This window comes from Sphingomonas sp. S1-29, from assembly GCF_026167545.1.
GTDB lineage: Bacteria > Pseudomonadota > Alphaproteobacteria > Sphingomonadales > Sphingomonadaceae > Sphingomonas.
This window is the reverse complement of record NZ_CP110678.1, coordinates 746,899-763,282: the sequence shown is the minus strand read 5'-3', so window position 1 is coordinate 763,282 and position 16,384 is coordinate 746,899. Positions and strand designations below refer to the sequence as shown.

The window sequence follows — 16,384 nt, the reverse complement described above, 5'->3', positions numbered from 1 at the left end:
GTCAGTCGATGCGTTGGTATAGCCGCCAGCCTTCTTCGGACAGGCCTTCCGATCTATCCTCGGCAATCCGGCGCCAGGCATGGCCGCAATAAGACGAATGGTCGCCGAAGGACTCGGCGCGAAATCGGTGAACGATCAGATAGGCGGCGGGTGCGCAACCGTTGATATAGATGTGTAGCGCATAGCCGGAGCGGCGACTTGCTACCTCGTAGACGGCACTACCCATTTTTCGTTCGAGCATGACCGAGCTTCCCTCCGGTGAGCCTGCTGCGATCCAGCGGATCGCGCCATCGGGATCGCCGCGGGCGTCGCGGATCAGCGCAAGGTCGACCGAGATGCTTGCTGCAACCAACGCTAAGAAGAGTGCTGCGCACCCGTAGCGAAAGCCGGTTCCGCGCTGCCATGCCCACGCCGCCAGGTCGGACCACATCACGAGCGTGGCGATAGCCACCAGCATATAATATCGGCCGTTACTTGGATTGGCGGGTTGCAGCACCGCAATCGCGAGTGGAAAGCACAATATGGCGAGCACATAGAAGCTGCGCCGCGGCAGCGCGATACCGACGGCTACCGCCAGCGAAGCGAGGATGGCTGCGATGGGCCACGAATGCAGGAGCGGTGCACCGACCAAGTGTGCGGTGAGTCCGATCATCGCCTCGCGATACGCCGCCCAGGTGAATGGCACATACGCGCCCACGCTCATGCCCTTGCCGTCTATCATCGGTGCGACGAACACCAGCGACAGGATCGCAAGAATTGCGATCAAGGCGGGGGAGGTCATTTCGAGCGTTCGTCGAACGCTCGCCCAGCCGCGCGCGCGTTCGAGTTGCACGAAGAGGATCCAGCCGCCGATCGCGAAAAAGGCAAACAACATCGTCAGCTGTGAAAGCATGCCGATCGCGAATACGATCGCCAGCGGCCCGCGCGGCGGCGGTGCCTCCCCCGCCGCCCATCGATCGACCAGCAGGATCGCCACCAATACCATCAGCGTCATCGAGGCATAGCCCCGCGCTTCGGCGCCATAGGTGACGAATACCGGCGATACGGCGAACAAGGTTGCCGCCACCAAGCCCGCGACGTTGCTGGTCCGACGGCCAATCGCTGCCGCCACGGCTACGCTCGCTGCGCCCGAGACAATCGATAGTGCCCGCTGGGCCAGCGGCGATGCCTGCGGGCCGAGGAGTTGTAGCCAAACCGAGGTCAGGTGATGATTATTATCGTGATTGATCGATGTGAAGACACCCAAGATCGATCCGGTCCGATAGACATGGATCGCCGACCAGGCTTCGTCGAGCCAAAGACCGCCCGTGGCATATGCCATGCGACCCGCAATCGCGATCACCACGATGACTAAGAGCGCAGCATATTCGATGCTTTGCGACGCTGTGTTCCGGTTCGCCATGTCCCGGACGTATCGGCTTCATGGTTAAGGAGGCGTAAGTTAGCGAGCGTAGGCGTCGATCAGCGATCCGACATAATCGGGGCGGGCGCTGGTGAGTTCGGGGGCGGGCCGGGCAGGGGGCGCCTTGCCGCCCTTGCCATAGATGAAGCCGTAGACGGGGTAGCTGCTGCCGCCCAGGCCGTCGCTGTCGCGATACCACACCTTCACCCGGCTCCAATCGCCGCGCGGCGATACGTCGAACAAGGTCACGTCCTGTTCGGCGCGGCCGCGCTTGCCGCCGATGCGCGACCAATTGGCGTGGGTGACCATCACGGTGCGATCCTCGATGATCCGGCTGACCACCGCGACATGGCCGAATTTGAGCTGGTCGGTGTTGGCGAAGACGAGCACCGCGCCGATCCGCGGGCGATCGCCGCGGTCGTATTTGCCTGCGGCTTGCTCCCACCAGGTATGCGCGTTGCCCCAGATCTGGATGCCCGACACTGCGCGCGCGAAGGGAACGCATTCGCCGACATAGTCCTGGATGATCGACCGTGCCTGCGCTGCCGGTGCCGAGAGCGCGACCGCCAGCATCATCGAGATCGCAGCGAACCTACGCATCGCCTACTCCCTTTACCCGCCGCTACATCACACGCGACCGGTAGCCATTCTATTGGCGGGAATAGTTAAGCCAAGGTAACCAAATGGCGGCTGAACGCGTCAGCCTTGCCGGCGCGCCATGAAGGCGAGGCGTTCGAACAGCATCACGTCCTGCTCGTTCTTGAGCAACGCGCCGTGGAGCGGCGGGATCGCCTTGGTCGGGTCGCGCGACTGGAGCACTTCGAGCGGCATATCCTCGTGCAGCAACAGCTTGAGCCAATCGAGCAATTCGCTGGTCGAAGGCTTTTTCTTGAGCCCGGGGACCTCGCGCAGGTCGTAGAAGATATCCATCGCGCGGTTGACCAGCAGTTGCTGGATGCGCGGGAAATGGACGTCGATGATCGCCTGCATCGTCGCGCGATCGGGAAATTTGATATAGTGGAAGAAGCAGCGACGCAGGAACGCGTCGGGCAGGTCCTTCTCGTTGTTCGAGGTGATGACGACGATCGGGCGTTCGACGGCCTTCACCGTCTCGCCCGTCTCGTAGACATGGAATTCCATCCGATCGAGTTCCTGCAACAAATCGTTGGGGAATTCGATATCGGCCTTGTCGATCTCGTCGATCAGCAGCACCGGTAGCTTGGGAGCGGTGAAGGCTTCCCATAATTTGCCGCGGCGGATGTAATTGCCGATGTCGTTGACGCGCGGATCGCCGAGCTGGCCGTCGCGGAGCCGCGCTACCGCATCATATTCGTAGAGCCCCTGCTGCGCCTTGGTGGTCGATTTTACGTTCCATTCGATCAGCGGCGCGTCGACCGCGCGGGCGATTTCATAGGCCAGCACGGTCTTGCCGGTGCCGGGCTCGCCCTTGACGAGCAACGGCCGGCGCAGCGTGACGGCGGCATTGACCGCCACCTTCAGGTCGTCGGTCGCCACATAGTCGCTGGTGCCTTCGAAGCGCATCGCCGTCCCCGTCCGATCTCGAATATCCCGGGACTTAGGAGCAAGCGCGTGGGGGAGCAAGCGCGCGCGCGGCGCAACCCGCGGCGCGGATCAGCTGTGGTTGCGGGCGATCGCGCGCGCCTCGAGCAGGCTCCAAAGCCCGCGTTGCTGCGCCACGAACTGCTGCGCGCCGAACAGCAACGCGCGTTCGATGGCGGGGGTCGCGGCGAAACCGTCGAGCATCATTGCGGTATCGACCGGCGAGGAGAGTACTGCTGCGTCGATGTCGATTCCCATTCGGCTCGCCGCGCGATCGAGGATCATCCGCACGGCGTGCCAATCGAGTACCAGCGCCGCCGCGGTGCCGAGCGCGCAGCCGCGCCGATCGGATTGCGACAGCATGTCGAACGCGTGGTGCTGCGCGATCACTGCGGCCTCGCTCTCGGCCTGGCCGGGGGTGCTGGGAAGCGGTCCCGATGCCGCGACGAGTATCGCCAGCGTCCGGCGCTCCTCGGTAAAGCCCGCCGCAGCCTCGCTCAGCCAGGCGTTGGCGCCGGGCTGGTCGGTATGCTGCGCGGCATGGTCGATGATCCCCGGAAGCCGCCCGTGCAGCATCGTGACGAGATGGAGCATGTCGGTGACGTCGCGCGTCGGCGCTGCCGGCTGGCGCAGCGTGGCAGGATAGCGATGCCCAGCGGTACCGTCGCCTGCGACCACCGCGAACAGCGCGCCCGAAGCGCCGCTGGTGCCGATCATCCGCGCGGTGTCTAAAGGCATGGTTCCCCCGGTGGTATGAAATGCGAAGCGCCGGCGACGCTGCCAACGCGGCGCACCTCGATCCTAGCCCCCCGCTCTAACGCAATATCGTAAATACCAGGTTTAGAGCCTTACCCGCCCACCGCAGCTTCGGCACCGGCTACCACCAACAGCGCGGTGATCGCTTCGATCGCCAGATGGCGGCGCTGCGGCGCGAACCCGATCCGCACGGGGACGGGCGGCGCATCGCGGCGGATCATCCGCGCGGCGAGCCGGCGGCCCTTGCCCTCGCGAAGCGTCGCCTCGATCGCGTCGCTTGCCGCCGCGCGCGAGGGGATGTCTAGGAGGGTGACGAAGCGCATCGATGCCGATCCGGTTTCGGCCAGCCCGGTCAGCATCGCCAGCGGCGGCGCGGGGGGATCGACATAGCCGCGCAGGTTCAGCCGCAGCGCCGCGACCCCGCCGGCCATCGCGATCGCTTCGTCGAGCGCATCGACCGTCGCGCTCAGCGATTCGGCCGCGACATCGAGCGTGACGTCCTCGAAGATCAGCAACAGGCCGTCGGGGTGCGGGGCGATCACGACCGAGAAATGGCGCTCGGCGATCGCGACGTCGACCTGCTCGGTAGCGGCCTTTCGGCGCGTTCGGGCGCCCTGATCGAGCAGGAATTGCGCGACCGCGGGTGGCAGCAACCGAGCCAGCGGCCGCCCGCGCGCCGCCGCCTCGCCGATCGCAAAGCCCAGCCGCGCGGCGCGATTGGTGTCGACGATATCCCCCACCAGATCGACCGCGATCACCGCCTCGCGCATCGCATCGAGCAGCAGCGCACGATGGTCTGCGGTGGAAGGTTGGGTTGCGTCGTAGCTGCTGCACAGCCGCCGCATCAGATCGAACGAAGTGAGTACCAGGCTAGGCTGGCCGCGGCGCATGACGAACACCGGCCGCGCGATCGCGCGTTCCTGCCATGCGCCGAAATTACGGACGAGCTGCGATGCGGTGACGCAAGCGCTGGGATCGAGCTGGAGCGGTTCGGCGGCCATGGCCCGAGAAAGCCATGCGCGGGCGCCGATCGGCAACCCGGTCGATCCGTTTCGGAGCTATCTTGCGCAATCAGCGCGCCCGGAACGCGCGATCGCGTTCCGGGCGGCAGCCGCTATTGGTCGAGGAACGACCGCATCTTGCGGCTGCGGCTGGGGTGCTTGAGCTTGCGCAGCGCCTTGGCCTCGATCTGGCGGATACGCTCGCGCGTGACCGAGAATTGCTGGCCGACTTCTTCCAGCGTGTGATCGGTGTTCATGCCGATGCCGAAGCGCATCCGCAGCACGCGTTCCTCGCGCGGGGTGAGGCTTGCCAGCACCCGGGTGACGGTTTCCTTGAGGTTGGCCTGGATCGCGGCATCGACCGGGATGATCGCGTTCTTGTCCTCGATGAAATCACCGAGATGCGAATCCTCCTCGTCGCCGATCGGCGTCTCGAGGCTGATCGGCTCCTTGGCGATCTTCATCACCTTGCGGACTTTTTCGAGCGGCATGCTCAGCCGCTCGGCCATTTCCTCGGGCGTGGGCTCGCGGCCCTGCTCGTGGAGGAACTGGCGGCTGGTGCGCACCAGCTTGTTGATCGTCTCGATCATGTGGACCGGGATGCGGATCGTCCGCGCCTGGTCGGCGATCGAACGGGTGATGGCCTGGCGGATCCACCACGTCGCATAGGTGCTGAACTTGTAGCCGCGGCGATATTCGAACTTATCGACCGCCTTCATGAGGCCGATATTGCCCTCCTGGATCAAATCCAGGAACTGCAGGCCGCGATTGGTGTATTTCTTGGCGATCGAGATCACCAGCCGCAGGTTCGCCTCGACCATTTCCTTCTTGGCGATGCGCGCTTCGCGCTCGGCCTTTTGCACCATATTCACGATGCGGCGGAACTCGCCGAGCGCCATGCCGGTCGCTTGCGAGATTTCGGCGATCTCGTTGCGGATACGATCGACCGAATCGACCTCGGTTTCGGCGAACGCCTTCCACTTCTTGTCGATCTTGGCGACCGAGGCGAGCCAGTTCTCGTCGAGCTCGTGATCGACATAGCTGTCGAGGAACGACTTGCGATTGACCTTGTGGCGCTCGGCCAGCCGCAGCATCTGGCCGCCGAGCGCGGTCAGCCGGCGGTTGAAGCTGTAGAGCTGGTCGACCAGATATTCGATCTTGGCGTTGTGGAACTGGACGCTCTCGACCTCGGCGGTCAGCTCTTCGCGCAGCTTGTGATATTTGCGCTCGTCGGCGGCCGAGAAGTCGGCGCCCGCCGACATCGCGTCGAGCCGGTTCTGCTGGACCTTCGAAAATTTCTTGTAGAGCGCGGTAATCGAGGCGAATTTCTCGAGCGCCTGCGGCTTGAGCGTCTCTTCCATCTGCGCAAGGCTGAGGGTGTTGTCCTCTTCCTCGTCGTCCGACGCGCGGGGCGTGCGGCGCTCGCTCGATTCGTCGTCCTCGTCGACCGAGGCTTCCTCGGGCTCGGCTTCTTCCTTGAAGGTCGGGCCGGCATTCTTCGCCGAAATCTCGCCATCGTCCTCGCCGTCCTCGGACAGCGATTCGGGGGCGGGGTCCTTCGAGAGCATCGCATCGAGATCGAGGATCTCGCGCAGCTGCATCGTGCCTTCGTTGAGCGCGGTCGACCAGCCGATGATCGCGTTGAAGGTGATCGGCGATTCGCACAGCCCGAAGATCATCGTGTCGCGGCCGGCTTCGATCCGCTTGGCGATCGCGATCTCGCCTTCACGGCTGAGCAGTTCGACCGCGCCCATCTCACGCAGATACATGCGGACGGGATCGTCGGTGCGATCGACGGTCTCCTTTTTCTTGACCATTTCGAACGCAGGCGCGGCGTCGTCCTGGCCGTCGGTCGCCTCGACTTCGTCGGGGGTATCCTCTTCGGCCTCGGCGTCTTCGCCGCCTTCCTCGTTCTCGACGACGTTGATGCCCATGTCGTTGAGCGACGACATCACGTCTTCGATCTGCTCGCTCGACATCTGGTCCTGCGGCAGCATCTCGTTGAGCTGGTCGACCGTGATGTAGCCACGCTTCTTGGCGCGCGCGACCAGTTTCTTGATCGGTCCTTCGTTCAGGTCGATCAGCGGTGCGTCGCCCGATTCAGGACCTTCGGCAACTTCCGCCATGTTCGCTTTCGCCATTAACTGCCCTCAATCACCCAAGCGTTTCGTCGTCTTCGTCCGCCAGCATCAGATTTGCAAGCCGCGCCTCCAGCCGGGCGCGTTCATGCACCAATGCTATCTGCCGCGTATAGGCTTCGTCGGTGAAGCCCGTCTGTACCGCCAGTGTCGCTTCCATCAGTGCGGCATCGACCCGGGGGCGTGCCACCATCACCGCGATCGCCTCGTTCAGGTCGGCCATAGCCTGCGCCTCGTCGGCGTGACCCTGGGTGAACGTGAACGGCAGGCTATCGGCGCGCAACAAGTCGCTTGCCACCTGATCGAAACCGGACCTCGCCAATATGGTGAGGACATGGCCGCTATCAAGCGCCTGATCTTCCAGCGCAACATCGATCACCGCTTCGAACAGGCGCGCAAGGGTGGCGTTGGCGAGCTTCAGGCTGCCCAATATCTCGATATGCCGCGCGATTTGCGCCGGATGGCGGATCAGCCCGGCGAGCACTGCGCGTGCGAGCACCGGGTCGATCCCGCCAGTGCTCACGTCGCGCGTGCCTTCGGTCGCGGGCGGATCGGGCAGCTTCCACCCGCCGCGGCCCTTGTCGAAGCGGCCGCCGGGGCGCTGCGGCTGGAAGGGCCGGCGCGGCGCGGGCTTGCGCGCGAACATATCGTCGAAGCGGTTGCGGAAATCGGCGTGATATTCGTCGCGCACGCCGGGATCGGCGATGCTGCTCGCGAGATCGGAGAGGCGGCGCTTGAGCCCGGCGCGTTGTTCGGGGGTGGTGAGCGGTTCGGCGGCGACCTCGTGGCTCCATATCCGCTCGACCAAAGGCTGCGCCTTGGCGACCAGTGCCTCGAAGGCGGCGGGGCCGGCGGCGCGCACCAGATCATCGGGATCCTGGCCCTGCGGTAGCGTCACGAAGGCAAGGCTTCGCCCCGGCGCGAGCATCGGCATCGCGCGCGTCGCGGCGCGGATCGCCGCCTTCTGCCCCGCCGAATCGCCGTCGAAGCAGAGCAAGGGCACGTCGGTCATCCGCCAAAGTCGTTCGAGCTGCGATTCGGTCATCGCGGTGCCCAAGGGCGCGACCGCCTCGCCGAACCCCGCCTGCGCGAGCGCGATGACGTCCATATAGCCCTCGACCGCGATCACCCGCCCGGTTTTGCGCGCGGCGGGCTGGGCGAGGTCGAGATTGTAGAGCGTGCGGCCCTTGTCGAAGAGCGGGGTTTCGGGGGAGTTCAGATATTTGGGCTCGCCGTCGCCGATGATCCGTCCGCCGAACGCGATCACCCGCCCGCGCGGGTCGCGGATCGGGATCATCAGCCGCCCGCGAAACCGGTCATAGGGTTCCTTGTTCTCGACCTGGATCAGCAGCCCGGCCTCGATCAGCAGCGGATCGCCATAGTCCTTGAGCGCGGCGCGCAGCTTGCCGCGGCTGTCGGGGGCGAAGCCAAGCCCGAAGGTCGCGGCGGTGGCGGCGTTGATCCCGCGGCGTTCGAGCAGCGCCCGCGCTTCGCCGCCGCCCTGGCCGTGCAATTGCTCGGTGAACCACGCGGCGGCATCGGCCATCACCTCGTGCAGCCCCTTGGCGCGCTCGGCACGTTCGGCCGAGCGCTTGTCGGGGGCAGGGACGTCGAGCCCGGCCACCCCCGCGAGTTCCTTGACCGCGTCCATGAAGGGCAGGCCCTGGTGATCGGTCATCCACCGGATCGCATCGCCATGCGCGCCGCAGCCGAAGCAATGGTAGAAGCCCTTGTCGTCGTTGACGTAGAAGCTCGGGGATTTTTCGTTGTGGAACGGGCAGCACGCCCGGAACTCGCGGCCTGCGCGCTGGAGCTTCACGGTGCGCGCGACGAGGCTCGAGAGCGTGGTGCGGGCGCGGAGTTCGTCGAGGAAGGCGGGGGTTAGGGTCATGGGGTTGGGAGCGAGGCAATGCCCACCCCTAGCCCCTCCCGCAAGCGGGAGGGGGACATGGCAGCGAAGAGCGATGGCACGCTCATTCTTCCCCCCTCCCGCTTGCGGGAGGGGCCGGGGGTGGGGCTATCGATAACGCAACCCGTATCGCCTCCAACACACCCTCGACATTCCCCAAAACATCCGCATTCGCGAACCGCAGCACCCGCAATCCGCGCGACCGCAAAAACGCGTCGCGCGTGGCGTCCTCCTGGATGGTCAGATCATGGCTATACCCATCAAGCTCGATCACCACTCGGTGCGACCGCGAAAGAAAATCGCAGATATACGGGCCGACCGGCATCTGCCGGCTGAACTTCACCCCCAGACGCGATGCGCCGATATAGCGCCAGAGCATGCGTTCGGCGGGGGTAGCGGTGCGCCTGAGTTCCTGCGCGCGGATCGTCGGGCGGCGGATGCCTTCGACCGTGCCCACCCCCGGCCCCTCCCGCAAGCGGGAGGGGGGAAGAAGGGGGACGCCGCCCTCCATCTCAGCCCAACGCCGCCTTCACCGCCCCACTCGCCTTGCTCATGTCGAGCGTCATCGCGTGCCGCGCCTTCAGCTCGGCCATCACCCGGCCCATGTCCTTCATGCCCGTAGCGCCCAATTCCGCCTTGATCGCCTCGACAGCAGCCGCGGTCTCGGCCGCGTCCATCTGGCGCGGCAGGAAGCGTTCGATCACCACGACTTCGGCGGCTTCGGCGTCGGCGAGTTCCTGGCGGTCGCCCTTTTCGAACATCCCGATCGATTCGCGGCGCTGCTTCACCATTTTCTGCAGCACTTCGACCACCAGCACGTCGTCGTCGTCGGGCGAGGCGCCGGTGCGCGCTTCGATGTCGCGGTTCTTGATCGCGCTCTGGATCAGGCGGATCGTGCCGGTGGTAGCCTTGTCGCCGCCCTTCATCGCGGTGATGAGGGCGGTCTTGATGTCGTCGCGAATCATGTATGGGCCTCTCGTGCGGGCAAGCCGGAGAGCTTAGCCGATGCGCGGTTGTCCGTCACCGGTTGACGGGGCGGGACCGGGGGTCTAGCCGGACCGCTTAGCGACATCGCTGGAACCAACACACCGGAGTGCCCCCGTCCATGGCCGAGCCTAAACCCATGTCCGCGCCTGAAGGAGCCACGGGGGTTTTGGTGCTCGCCAGCGGCGAGATGCTGTGGGGCCGCGGCTTCGGCGCCGAGGGTGCCGCGGTCGGCGAAGTCTGCTTCAACACCGCGATGACCGGATACCAGGAGGTGATGACCGATCCTTCCTATGCCGGGCAGATCATCACCTTCACCTTCCCGCATATCGGCAATACTGGCACCAATGCAGACGATGTCGAGGCCGACGATCCGCATGCTTTGGGCATGATCGTGCGCGCCGACGTGACCGAGCCTTCGAACTTTCGCAGCGTGCAGCGGCTCGATGATTGGATGAAGGCGCATAACCGCATCGGCCTGTCGGGCATCGACACCCGCGCGCTCACCCGCCGCATCCGCACCGGCGGCGCGCCCAACGGCGTGATCGCTTATGCCGCCGACGGGGTGTTCGATCTCGATTCGCTGCTGCGGATGGCGCGGGCATGGCCGGGGCTCGAGGGCATGGACCTCGCCAAGACCGTATCGTGCGAGACGCATTATGGCTGGGAAGGCGGCTTGTGGAAGCTGGGCGCGGGGTATGACACGTCGAAGGGCTTCTCGACTTCGCTCGAAGCGAACGGAATAGGAGAGGGCGGCTCTCAGGAAACCTCGCCAGTTTCGAGCGAACACCCCCCGTTCGTTTCGAGCGAAGTCGAGAAACCAACCCACGCCCAACCCCACGTCGTCGCGATCGACTACGGCTCCAAACGCAACATCTTCCGCAATCTCGTCGCCGCCGGCGCGCGGGTGTCGGTGCTCCCCGCCACCGCGACCTATGACCAGGTGATGGCGCTCGAGCCCGACGGCGTGTTCCTGTCGAACGGCCCCGGCGACCCCGCCGCGACCGCCGACTATACCGTTCCCGTCATCCGCCGCCTGCTCGACGACAAGATGCCGGTGTTCGGCATTTGCCTTGGCCACCAGTTGCTCGGGCTAGCAGTGGGGGCAAAGACCACCAAGATGCACCAGGGCCATCGCGGCGCGAACCATCCGGTCAAGCGGCTGGCCGACGGCGTGGTCGAGATCACCAGCATGAACCACGGCTTCGCGGTGCTGACCGACACGCTGCCCGACACCGCGCGTGAGACGCATGTGTCGCTCTTCGACGGATCGAACGCCGGCTTCGAGTTGACCGACCGCCCGGCGTTCAGCGTGCAATATCACCCCGAGGCTAGCCCGGGACCGCAGGATAGCTTGTATCTGTTCGAGCGGTTTGTCGGAAATCTACGGTGAATGACGAGGAACTGCGGGAGAAGACGCTTCAGCAGTATCGCTTGCTCATGCGAAACGTCAGGGCTCGCTTCGAGATAGTGGATAAGTTGAAGCTGTCGCCAACGTCTGATTATGCGGAGCTCGAGACTGCAGCGTTCCACCTGAGGAAGTCCATCGAAGGCGTGGCATTTGGTTGTCTTGTTGCGATGGAAAATGGGTTGAAGAGTGTGCCACGAGATGCCGTCGGGCAGTGGAACGCCGACAAGATCTTTTCGAAGGTGGCAAAGCGCGCGCCCGTGATTTTCCCGTTCGCGATTAGCCGCGAAAATCCGCCTTCAGAGGCGGTCGACGTTCAACACCACATGGTGAAGAATGAAAGTGACAACTTATCTGTCGATCAGGTGCGGGTTATATATCGACGTACGCACCGCTGGCTCCATGAAATGAACCCTTACATTCCGATCACGGTCGACAAGTTTGACAAGCACAGAATGGATCTACTCCGAGATATCGTTTCCGTGTGGAGTTGGCTTCTTCACCACTTTATCTTGGCTGGCGGCGAAGTTTTCTTAACGGTTTTGAAGACCGAAGACGGAGACATAGAGGTCTCCTCCGCAAGCGCAAACACAGCGAAGGCTTAGACATGCCCAAACGCACCGACATCTCCTCGATCCTCGTCATCGGCGCGGGGCCGATCGTCATCGGCCAGGCCTGTGAGTTCGATTATTCGGGCACGCAGGCGATCAAGGCGCTCAAGGAAGAGGGCTATCGCATCGTCCTGGTCAATTCGAACCCGGCGACGATCATGACCGATCCTGACCTGGCCGACGCCACCTATGTCGAGCCGATCACCCCCGAGATCGTTGCCAAGATCATCGCCAAGGAGCGGCCCGACGCCGTCCTGCCGACGATGGGCGGGCAGACTGCGCTCAACACCGCGCTGGCGCTTGCGCAGGACGGCACGCTCGAGAAATACGGCGTCCAGATGATCGGCGCCGATGCCGAGGCGATCGACAAGGCCGAGGACCGGATCAAGTTCCGCGACGCGATGGACCGGATCGGCCTCGAAAGCGCGCGCTCGGCGATCGCGCATTCGGTCGACGAGGCGCTCGCCGCGCTCGAACATACCGGGCTGCCCGCGATCATCCGCCCGAGCTTCACGCTGGGCGGCACCGGCGGCGGCGTCGCGTATAACCGCGAGGAGTTCGTCGAGATCGTCCGCAGCGGGCTCGATGCCAGCCCCACCACCGAGGTGCTGATCGAGGAATCTTTGCTCGGCTGGAAAGAGTTCGAGATGGAGGTCGTCCGCGACAAGGCGGACAATTGCATCATCGTGTGCGCGATCGAGAATATCGATCCGATGGGGGTGCATACCGGCGATTCGATCACCGTCGCGCCCGCGCTGACGCTGACCGACAAGGAATATCAGATCATGCGCAACGCCAGCATCGCGGTGCTGCGCGAGATCGGCGTCGAAACCGGCGGATCGAACGTCCAGTTCGCGGTGAACCCCGCCGATGGCCGGCTGATCGTGATCGAGATGAACCCGCGCGTGTCGCGTTCGTCGGCGCTGGCGAGCAAGGCGACCGGCTTCCCGATCGCCAAGGTCGCGGCCAAGCTGGCGGTCGGCTATACGCTCGACGAGATCACCAACGACATCACCGGCGCGACCCCGGCAGCGTTCGAGCCGACGATAGACTATGTCGTCACCAAGATCCCGCGCTTCGCGTTCGAGAAGTTCAAGGGCGCCGAGGAAGTGCTGTCGACCGCGATGAAATCGGTCGGCGAGGTCATGGCGATCGGCCGCAGCATCCATGAGAGCATGCAGAAGGCGTTGCGCGGGCTCGAAACCGGGCTTTCGGGCTTCAACGATGTCGACCGGCTGGTCGGCGCACCGCGCGCGGAGATCGAGGCGGCGCTTTCGGTGGCGACGCCCGACCGGCTGCTGGTCGCGGCGCAGGCGCTGCGCGAGGGCATGAGCGTTGCCGAGGTGCATGCGATCGCCAAATACGACCCCTGGTTCCTGGCGCGGATCGAGGAGATCGTGCTCGCCGAGAACGAAGTGCGCGCGGGCGGCCTGCCGCGCGACGCGGCGGGGATGCGCCGGTTGAAGGCGATGGGCTTCAGCGACAAGCGCCTGGCTTATCTTGCGCTGCAATCGGCGAACCTGCGCGGCGGCAGCGAACGCTCGATCGCGCGCGGATCGGGGCTGATCCACGAGGCGGTGGTCGCGATGACCGGCGGCGTGACCGAGAAGGAAGTGCGCGCACTGCGCCACAAGCTGGGCGTGCGCCCGGTCTTCAAGCGGATCGACACCTGCGCCGCCGAATTCGACGCCAAGACGCCCTATATGTATTCGACCTACGAAGGCCCGAGCTTCGGCGAGCCCGAATGCGAGAGCATGCCCACCGATCGGAAGAAGATCGTGATCCTGGGCGGCGGACCCAACCGGATCGGCCAGGGGATCGAGTTCGATTATTGCTGCTGCCACGCCTGCTTCGCGCTGGCCGATGCCGGCTATGAAACGATCATGGTCAACTGCAACCCCGAGACCGTCAGCACCGATTACGACACCAGCGACCGGCTGTATTTCGAGCCGCTGACCGCCGAGGACGTGCTCGAGATCCTCGAGGTCGAGAAGAGCAACGGCACGCTGGTCGGGGTGATCGTCCAGTTCGGTGGCCAGACCCCGCTCAACCTGGCGCAGGCGCTCGAGGATGCGGGGATCCCGATCCTCGGCACCAGCCCCGACGCGATCGACCTGGCCGAGGACCGCGAGCGCTTCGCCGCGCTGATCGCCAAGCTCAAGCTGCAACAGCCCGCCAACGGCATCGCGCGCAGCCGCGAAGAGGCGATCGCGGTTGCCGAACGGATCGGTTATCCGGTGCTGATGCGCCCAAGCTATGTGCTCGGCGGGCGCGCGATGGAGATCGTCGACGGCACGCCGCAGCTCGAATCCTATATCCAGACTGCGGTGCAAGTGTCTGGAAATTCGCCGGTATTGATCGACCAGTATCTGCGCGACGCGATCGAGGTCGATGTCGATGCGATCTGCGACGGCACCGATGTCGTGGTGGCGGGCGTGCTCCAGCATATCGAGGAAGCAGGGGTCCATTCGGGCGACAGCGCGTGCTCGTTGCCCCCCTACAGCCTGCCCGCCGACATCATCGCCGAGATCGAGCGCCAGACCGTCGTGCTCGCGCACGCGCTGTCGGTACGCGGGCTGATGAACATCCAGTTCGCGGTGAAGGATGGCGTGGTGTACCTGATCGAGGTCAATCCACGCGCCAGCCGCACCGTGCCCTTCGTCGCCAAGGCGATCGGGGTGCCGATCGCCAAGATCGCTGCCCGCGTGATGGCGGGCGAGATGCTCGCCGACCTGCCCAAGATCGACTGGCGCGTCGATCATGTCGCGGTGAAGGAAGCCGTATTCCCCTGGGGCCGCTTTGCCGGGGTCGATCCGGTGCTGTCGCCTGAAATGAAGTCCACCGGCGAAGTGATGGGGATCGATACCGATTTCGCGATCGCCTTCGCCAAGGCGCAATTGGGGGCGGGGACCATCCTGCCATCGAAGGGGACGGTATTCGTCAGCGTGAAGGCGAGCGACAAGGCGGTGATCCTGCCCGGGGTGCGGATCCTCGCCGATCTGGGCTTCACGATCATCGCCACCACCGGCACCGCCGATTTCCTGGCCGGGCAGGGGATCGCGGTCGAGCGCGTCAACAAGGTGGCGCAAGGGCGGCCGCACATCGTCGATCGGATTCTCGACCAGCGCGTCGACCTGATCTTCAACACCACCGAAGGCTGGCAATCGCTCAAGGATTCGTCGGATATCCGCCGCTCGGCCCTCGCGCAGAAAACACCGTACTTCACCACCGCCACCGCCAGCGTCGCCGCGGCGCGCGCGATGGAGGCACTTTCGCGACAATCTCTTGAAGTAAGGCCGCTACAATCCTATTATTCGCGACTGCACAATTGATCCCAACCCACAGGAACATCGGTGCGGGCGACCCGTTCGGGATCGCGCGATAAGCGACTTATCAAGGATTGACGACATGGCGACGGTGGAAAAGATGCCGATGCTGGCTGAAGGGTATGAGACCCTGAGTGTCGAGCTCAAGCGGTTGAAGGCCGAACGTCCGTTGATCGTCGATGCGATCGAGGAAGCGCGCGCGCATGGCGATCTTTCGGAAAACGCCGAATATCACGCCGCCAAGGAACGCCAGGGCCAGATCGAGGCGTCGCTGTCGGACATCGAGGATAAATTGAGCCGCGCGCAGATCATCGATCCCAAGGAGCTTTCGGGCGACAAGATTGTGTTCGGTGCGACGGTGACGCTGCTCGACGACGACGACAAGCCGGTGAAGTACCAGATCGTCGGCCAGACCGAGGCCGACGCCAAGACCGGCCGCATCAGCTATAACTCGCCGCTGGGCCGCGCGCTGATCGGCCGCAAGGTCGACGAAGAGGTCGAAGTGACGGTGCCGTCGGGCGATCGCTATTACGTCGTGTCGAAGATCGAGTTCATCTGACACCGATGCTCGCAAAGGCGCCCGCCACCGCCGCGATCGGGGCGGTGACGGCGTTCATCGGCCTGGCGCTGATCCTGACCGGCAATGTCGATTATACTGCGGTATATGCCGGGTTCATTCCTGCGCGTTTCGGTGGTGCCGAGGCGGCATTTCTCAACGACGCCGGCTTGCTGCCGGCATGGCTGACGCCGTTCAGTGCCACGCTGGTGCATGGCGGGTTCACCCACCTGTTGTTCAACATGGTGATGCTGCTGATCGTCGGGAAGGCGACCGAGATCGCGATCGGCACGCGCGGGATACTCGCGCTGTATCTGGTCGGAGCCGTTGCGTCTGTCGCCGCGCACTGGCTGCTTGATCCGAATTCGACCCAACCGATGATCGGTGCGAGCGGTGCGGTGTCGGCAATCGTCGGGGCGTACGCGATCCTGTACGGGCGCCAGCGCACCGGCGCGATCGGGCCGTTCTCGCCGCGTATGGTGCAGATCATGTGGCTAATTGGGGCGTGGACCGCGATCAACCTGCTGATCGGGTTTCTGACAGCGGGGACCGACTCGCCGATTGCGGCGGCGGCGCATGTCGGCGGGTTTATCGCTGGCGTGGTGCTGGTTCGGCCGTTGCTCGAGTGGCAGTGGCGCGAGGCTTGATGCTGGAGTCCCCGACCCGTTCGTTTCGAGCGTAGTCGAGAAACGGTTTCACCGAGCGGCGCTGTTAGCGGTTTCTTGACTTCGCT

General features: G+C 64.6%; 14 protein-coding genes. 5 read left to right on the top strand and 9 right to left on the bottom strand.

Annotation, left to right across the window (positions count from 1 at the left end):
- Position 1: 1 nt before the first annotated feature.
- From OKW76_RS03550 to OKW76_RS03510, 9 genes are all read right to left on the bottom strand, one after another.
- On the bottom strand, positions 2–1,402 hold the full coding sequence (locus OKW76_RS03550; protein WP_265551208.1) for a glycosyltransferase family 39 protein: 1,401 nt from the start codon (positions 1,400–1,402) through the stop codon (positions 2–4).
- A gap of 39 nt (positions 1,403–1,441) precedes the next feature.
- Positions 1,442–2,002 (bottom strand): CHAP domain-containing protein, encoded by a 561-nt coding sequence (locus OKW76_RS03545; RefSeq protein ID WP_265551206.1) that lies wholly within the window; start codon positions 2,000–2,002, stop codon positions 1,442–1,444.
- Positions 2,003–2,101: 99 nt separating this feature from the next.
- Positions 2,102–2,944, bottom strand: coding sequence for an AAA family ATPase (locus OKW76_RS03540; RefSeq protein ID WP_265551204.1), 843 nt, complete (start codon positions 2,942–2,944; stop codon positions 2,102–2,104).
- Positions 2,945–3,034: 90 nt separating this feature from the next.
- Complete coding sequence (locus tag OKW76_RS03535; protein WP_265551201.1) at positions 3,035–3,700, bottom strand: DUF6975 family protein; 666 nt, start codon at positions 3,698–3,700, stop codon at positions 3,035–3,037.
- 110 nt (positions 3,701–3,810) lie between these two features.
- Entirely contained in the window at positions 3,811–4,719 is a 909-nt protein-coding gene (locus tag OKW76_RS03530; protein ID WP_265551199.1) for a PAS domain-containing protein, read from the bottom strand.
- A gap of 113 nt (positions 4,720–4,832) precedes the next feature.
- Positions 4,833–6,860 (bottom strand): RNA polymerase sigma factor RpoD, encoded by a 2,028-nt coding sequence (rpoD, locus tag OKW76_RS03525; RefSeq protein WP_256507162.1) that lies wholly within the window; start codon positions 6,858–6,860, stop codon positions 4,833–4,835.
- Between the two features lie 13 nt (positions 6,861–6,873).
- Positions 6,874–8,748 carry a DNA primase gene (gene dnaG / locus OKW76_RS03520; protein ID WP_265551195.1) on the bottom strand — a complete coding sequence of 625 codons (1,875 nt, stop codon included), beginning with the start codon at positions 8,746–8,748 and terminating at the stop codon, positions 6,874–6,876.
- 82 nt (positions 8,749–8,830) lie between these two features.
- Positions 8,831–9,223, bottom strand: a complete 393-nt coding sequence (locus OKW76_RS03515) for an endonuclease domain-containing protein (protein ID WP_265551193.1) — start codon at positions 9,221–9,223, stop codon at positions 8,831–8,833.
- Between the two features lie 55 nt (positions 9,224–9,278).
- Positions 9,279–9,731, bottom strand: coding sequence for a GatB/YqeY domain-containing protein (locus tag OKW76_RS03510; protein ID WP_265551191.1), 453 nt, complete (start codon positions 9,729–9,731; stop codon positions 9,279–9,281).
- A gap of 140 nt (positions 9,732–9,871) precedes the next feature.
- On the opposite strand from OKW76_RS03510, the gene carA reads away from it, so the two are divergent.
- From carA to OKW76_RS03485, 5 genes are all read left to right on the top strand, one after another.
- The gene (gene carA, locus OKW76_RS03505) at positions 9,872–11,143 is read left to right on the top strand and encodes a glutamine-hydrolyzing carbamoyl-phosphate synthase small subunit (protein ID WP_265551189.1); all 1,272 of its coding nucleotides are present in this window, start codon (positions 9,872–9,874) and stop codon (positions 11,141–11,143) included.
- Positions 11,140–11,763: a hypothetical protein gene (locus tag OKW76_RS03500; RefSeq protein WP_265551187.1), complete on the top strand. Its 624-nt coding sequence runs from the start codon at positions 11,140–11,142 to the stop codon at positions 11,761–11,763. Before carA ends, OKW76_RS03500 begins: the two co-directional genes overlap by 4 nt.
- Positions 11,764–11,765: 2 nt before the next feature.
- Positions 11,766–15,101 carry a carbamoyl-phosphate synthase large subunit gene (gene carB, locus OKW76_RS03495; RefSeq protein ID WP_265551184.1) on the top strand — a complete coding sequence of 1,112 codons (3,336 nt, stop codon included), beginning with the start codon at positions 11,766–11,768 and terminating at the stop codon, positions 15,099–15,101.
- Positions 15,102–15,177: 76 nt separating this feature from the next.
- Positions 15,178–15,654, top strand: coding sequence for a transcription elongation factor GreA (greA, locus tag OKW76_RS03490; RefSeq protein ID WP_256507169.1), 477 nt, complete (start codon positions 15,178–15,180; stop codon positions 15,652–15,654).
- Between the two features lie 5 nt (positions 15,655–15,659).
- A complete protein-coding gene (locus OKW76_RS03485; RefSeq protein WP_265551181.1) occupies positions 15,660–16,298 on the top strand; it encodes a rhomboid family intramembrane serine protease in 639 nt (212 codons plus the stop codon).
- Positions 16,299–16,384: the final 86 nt, after the last annotated feature.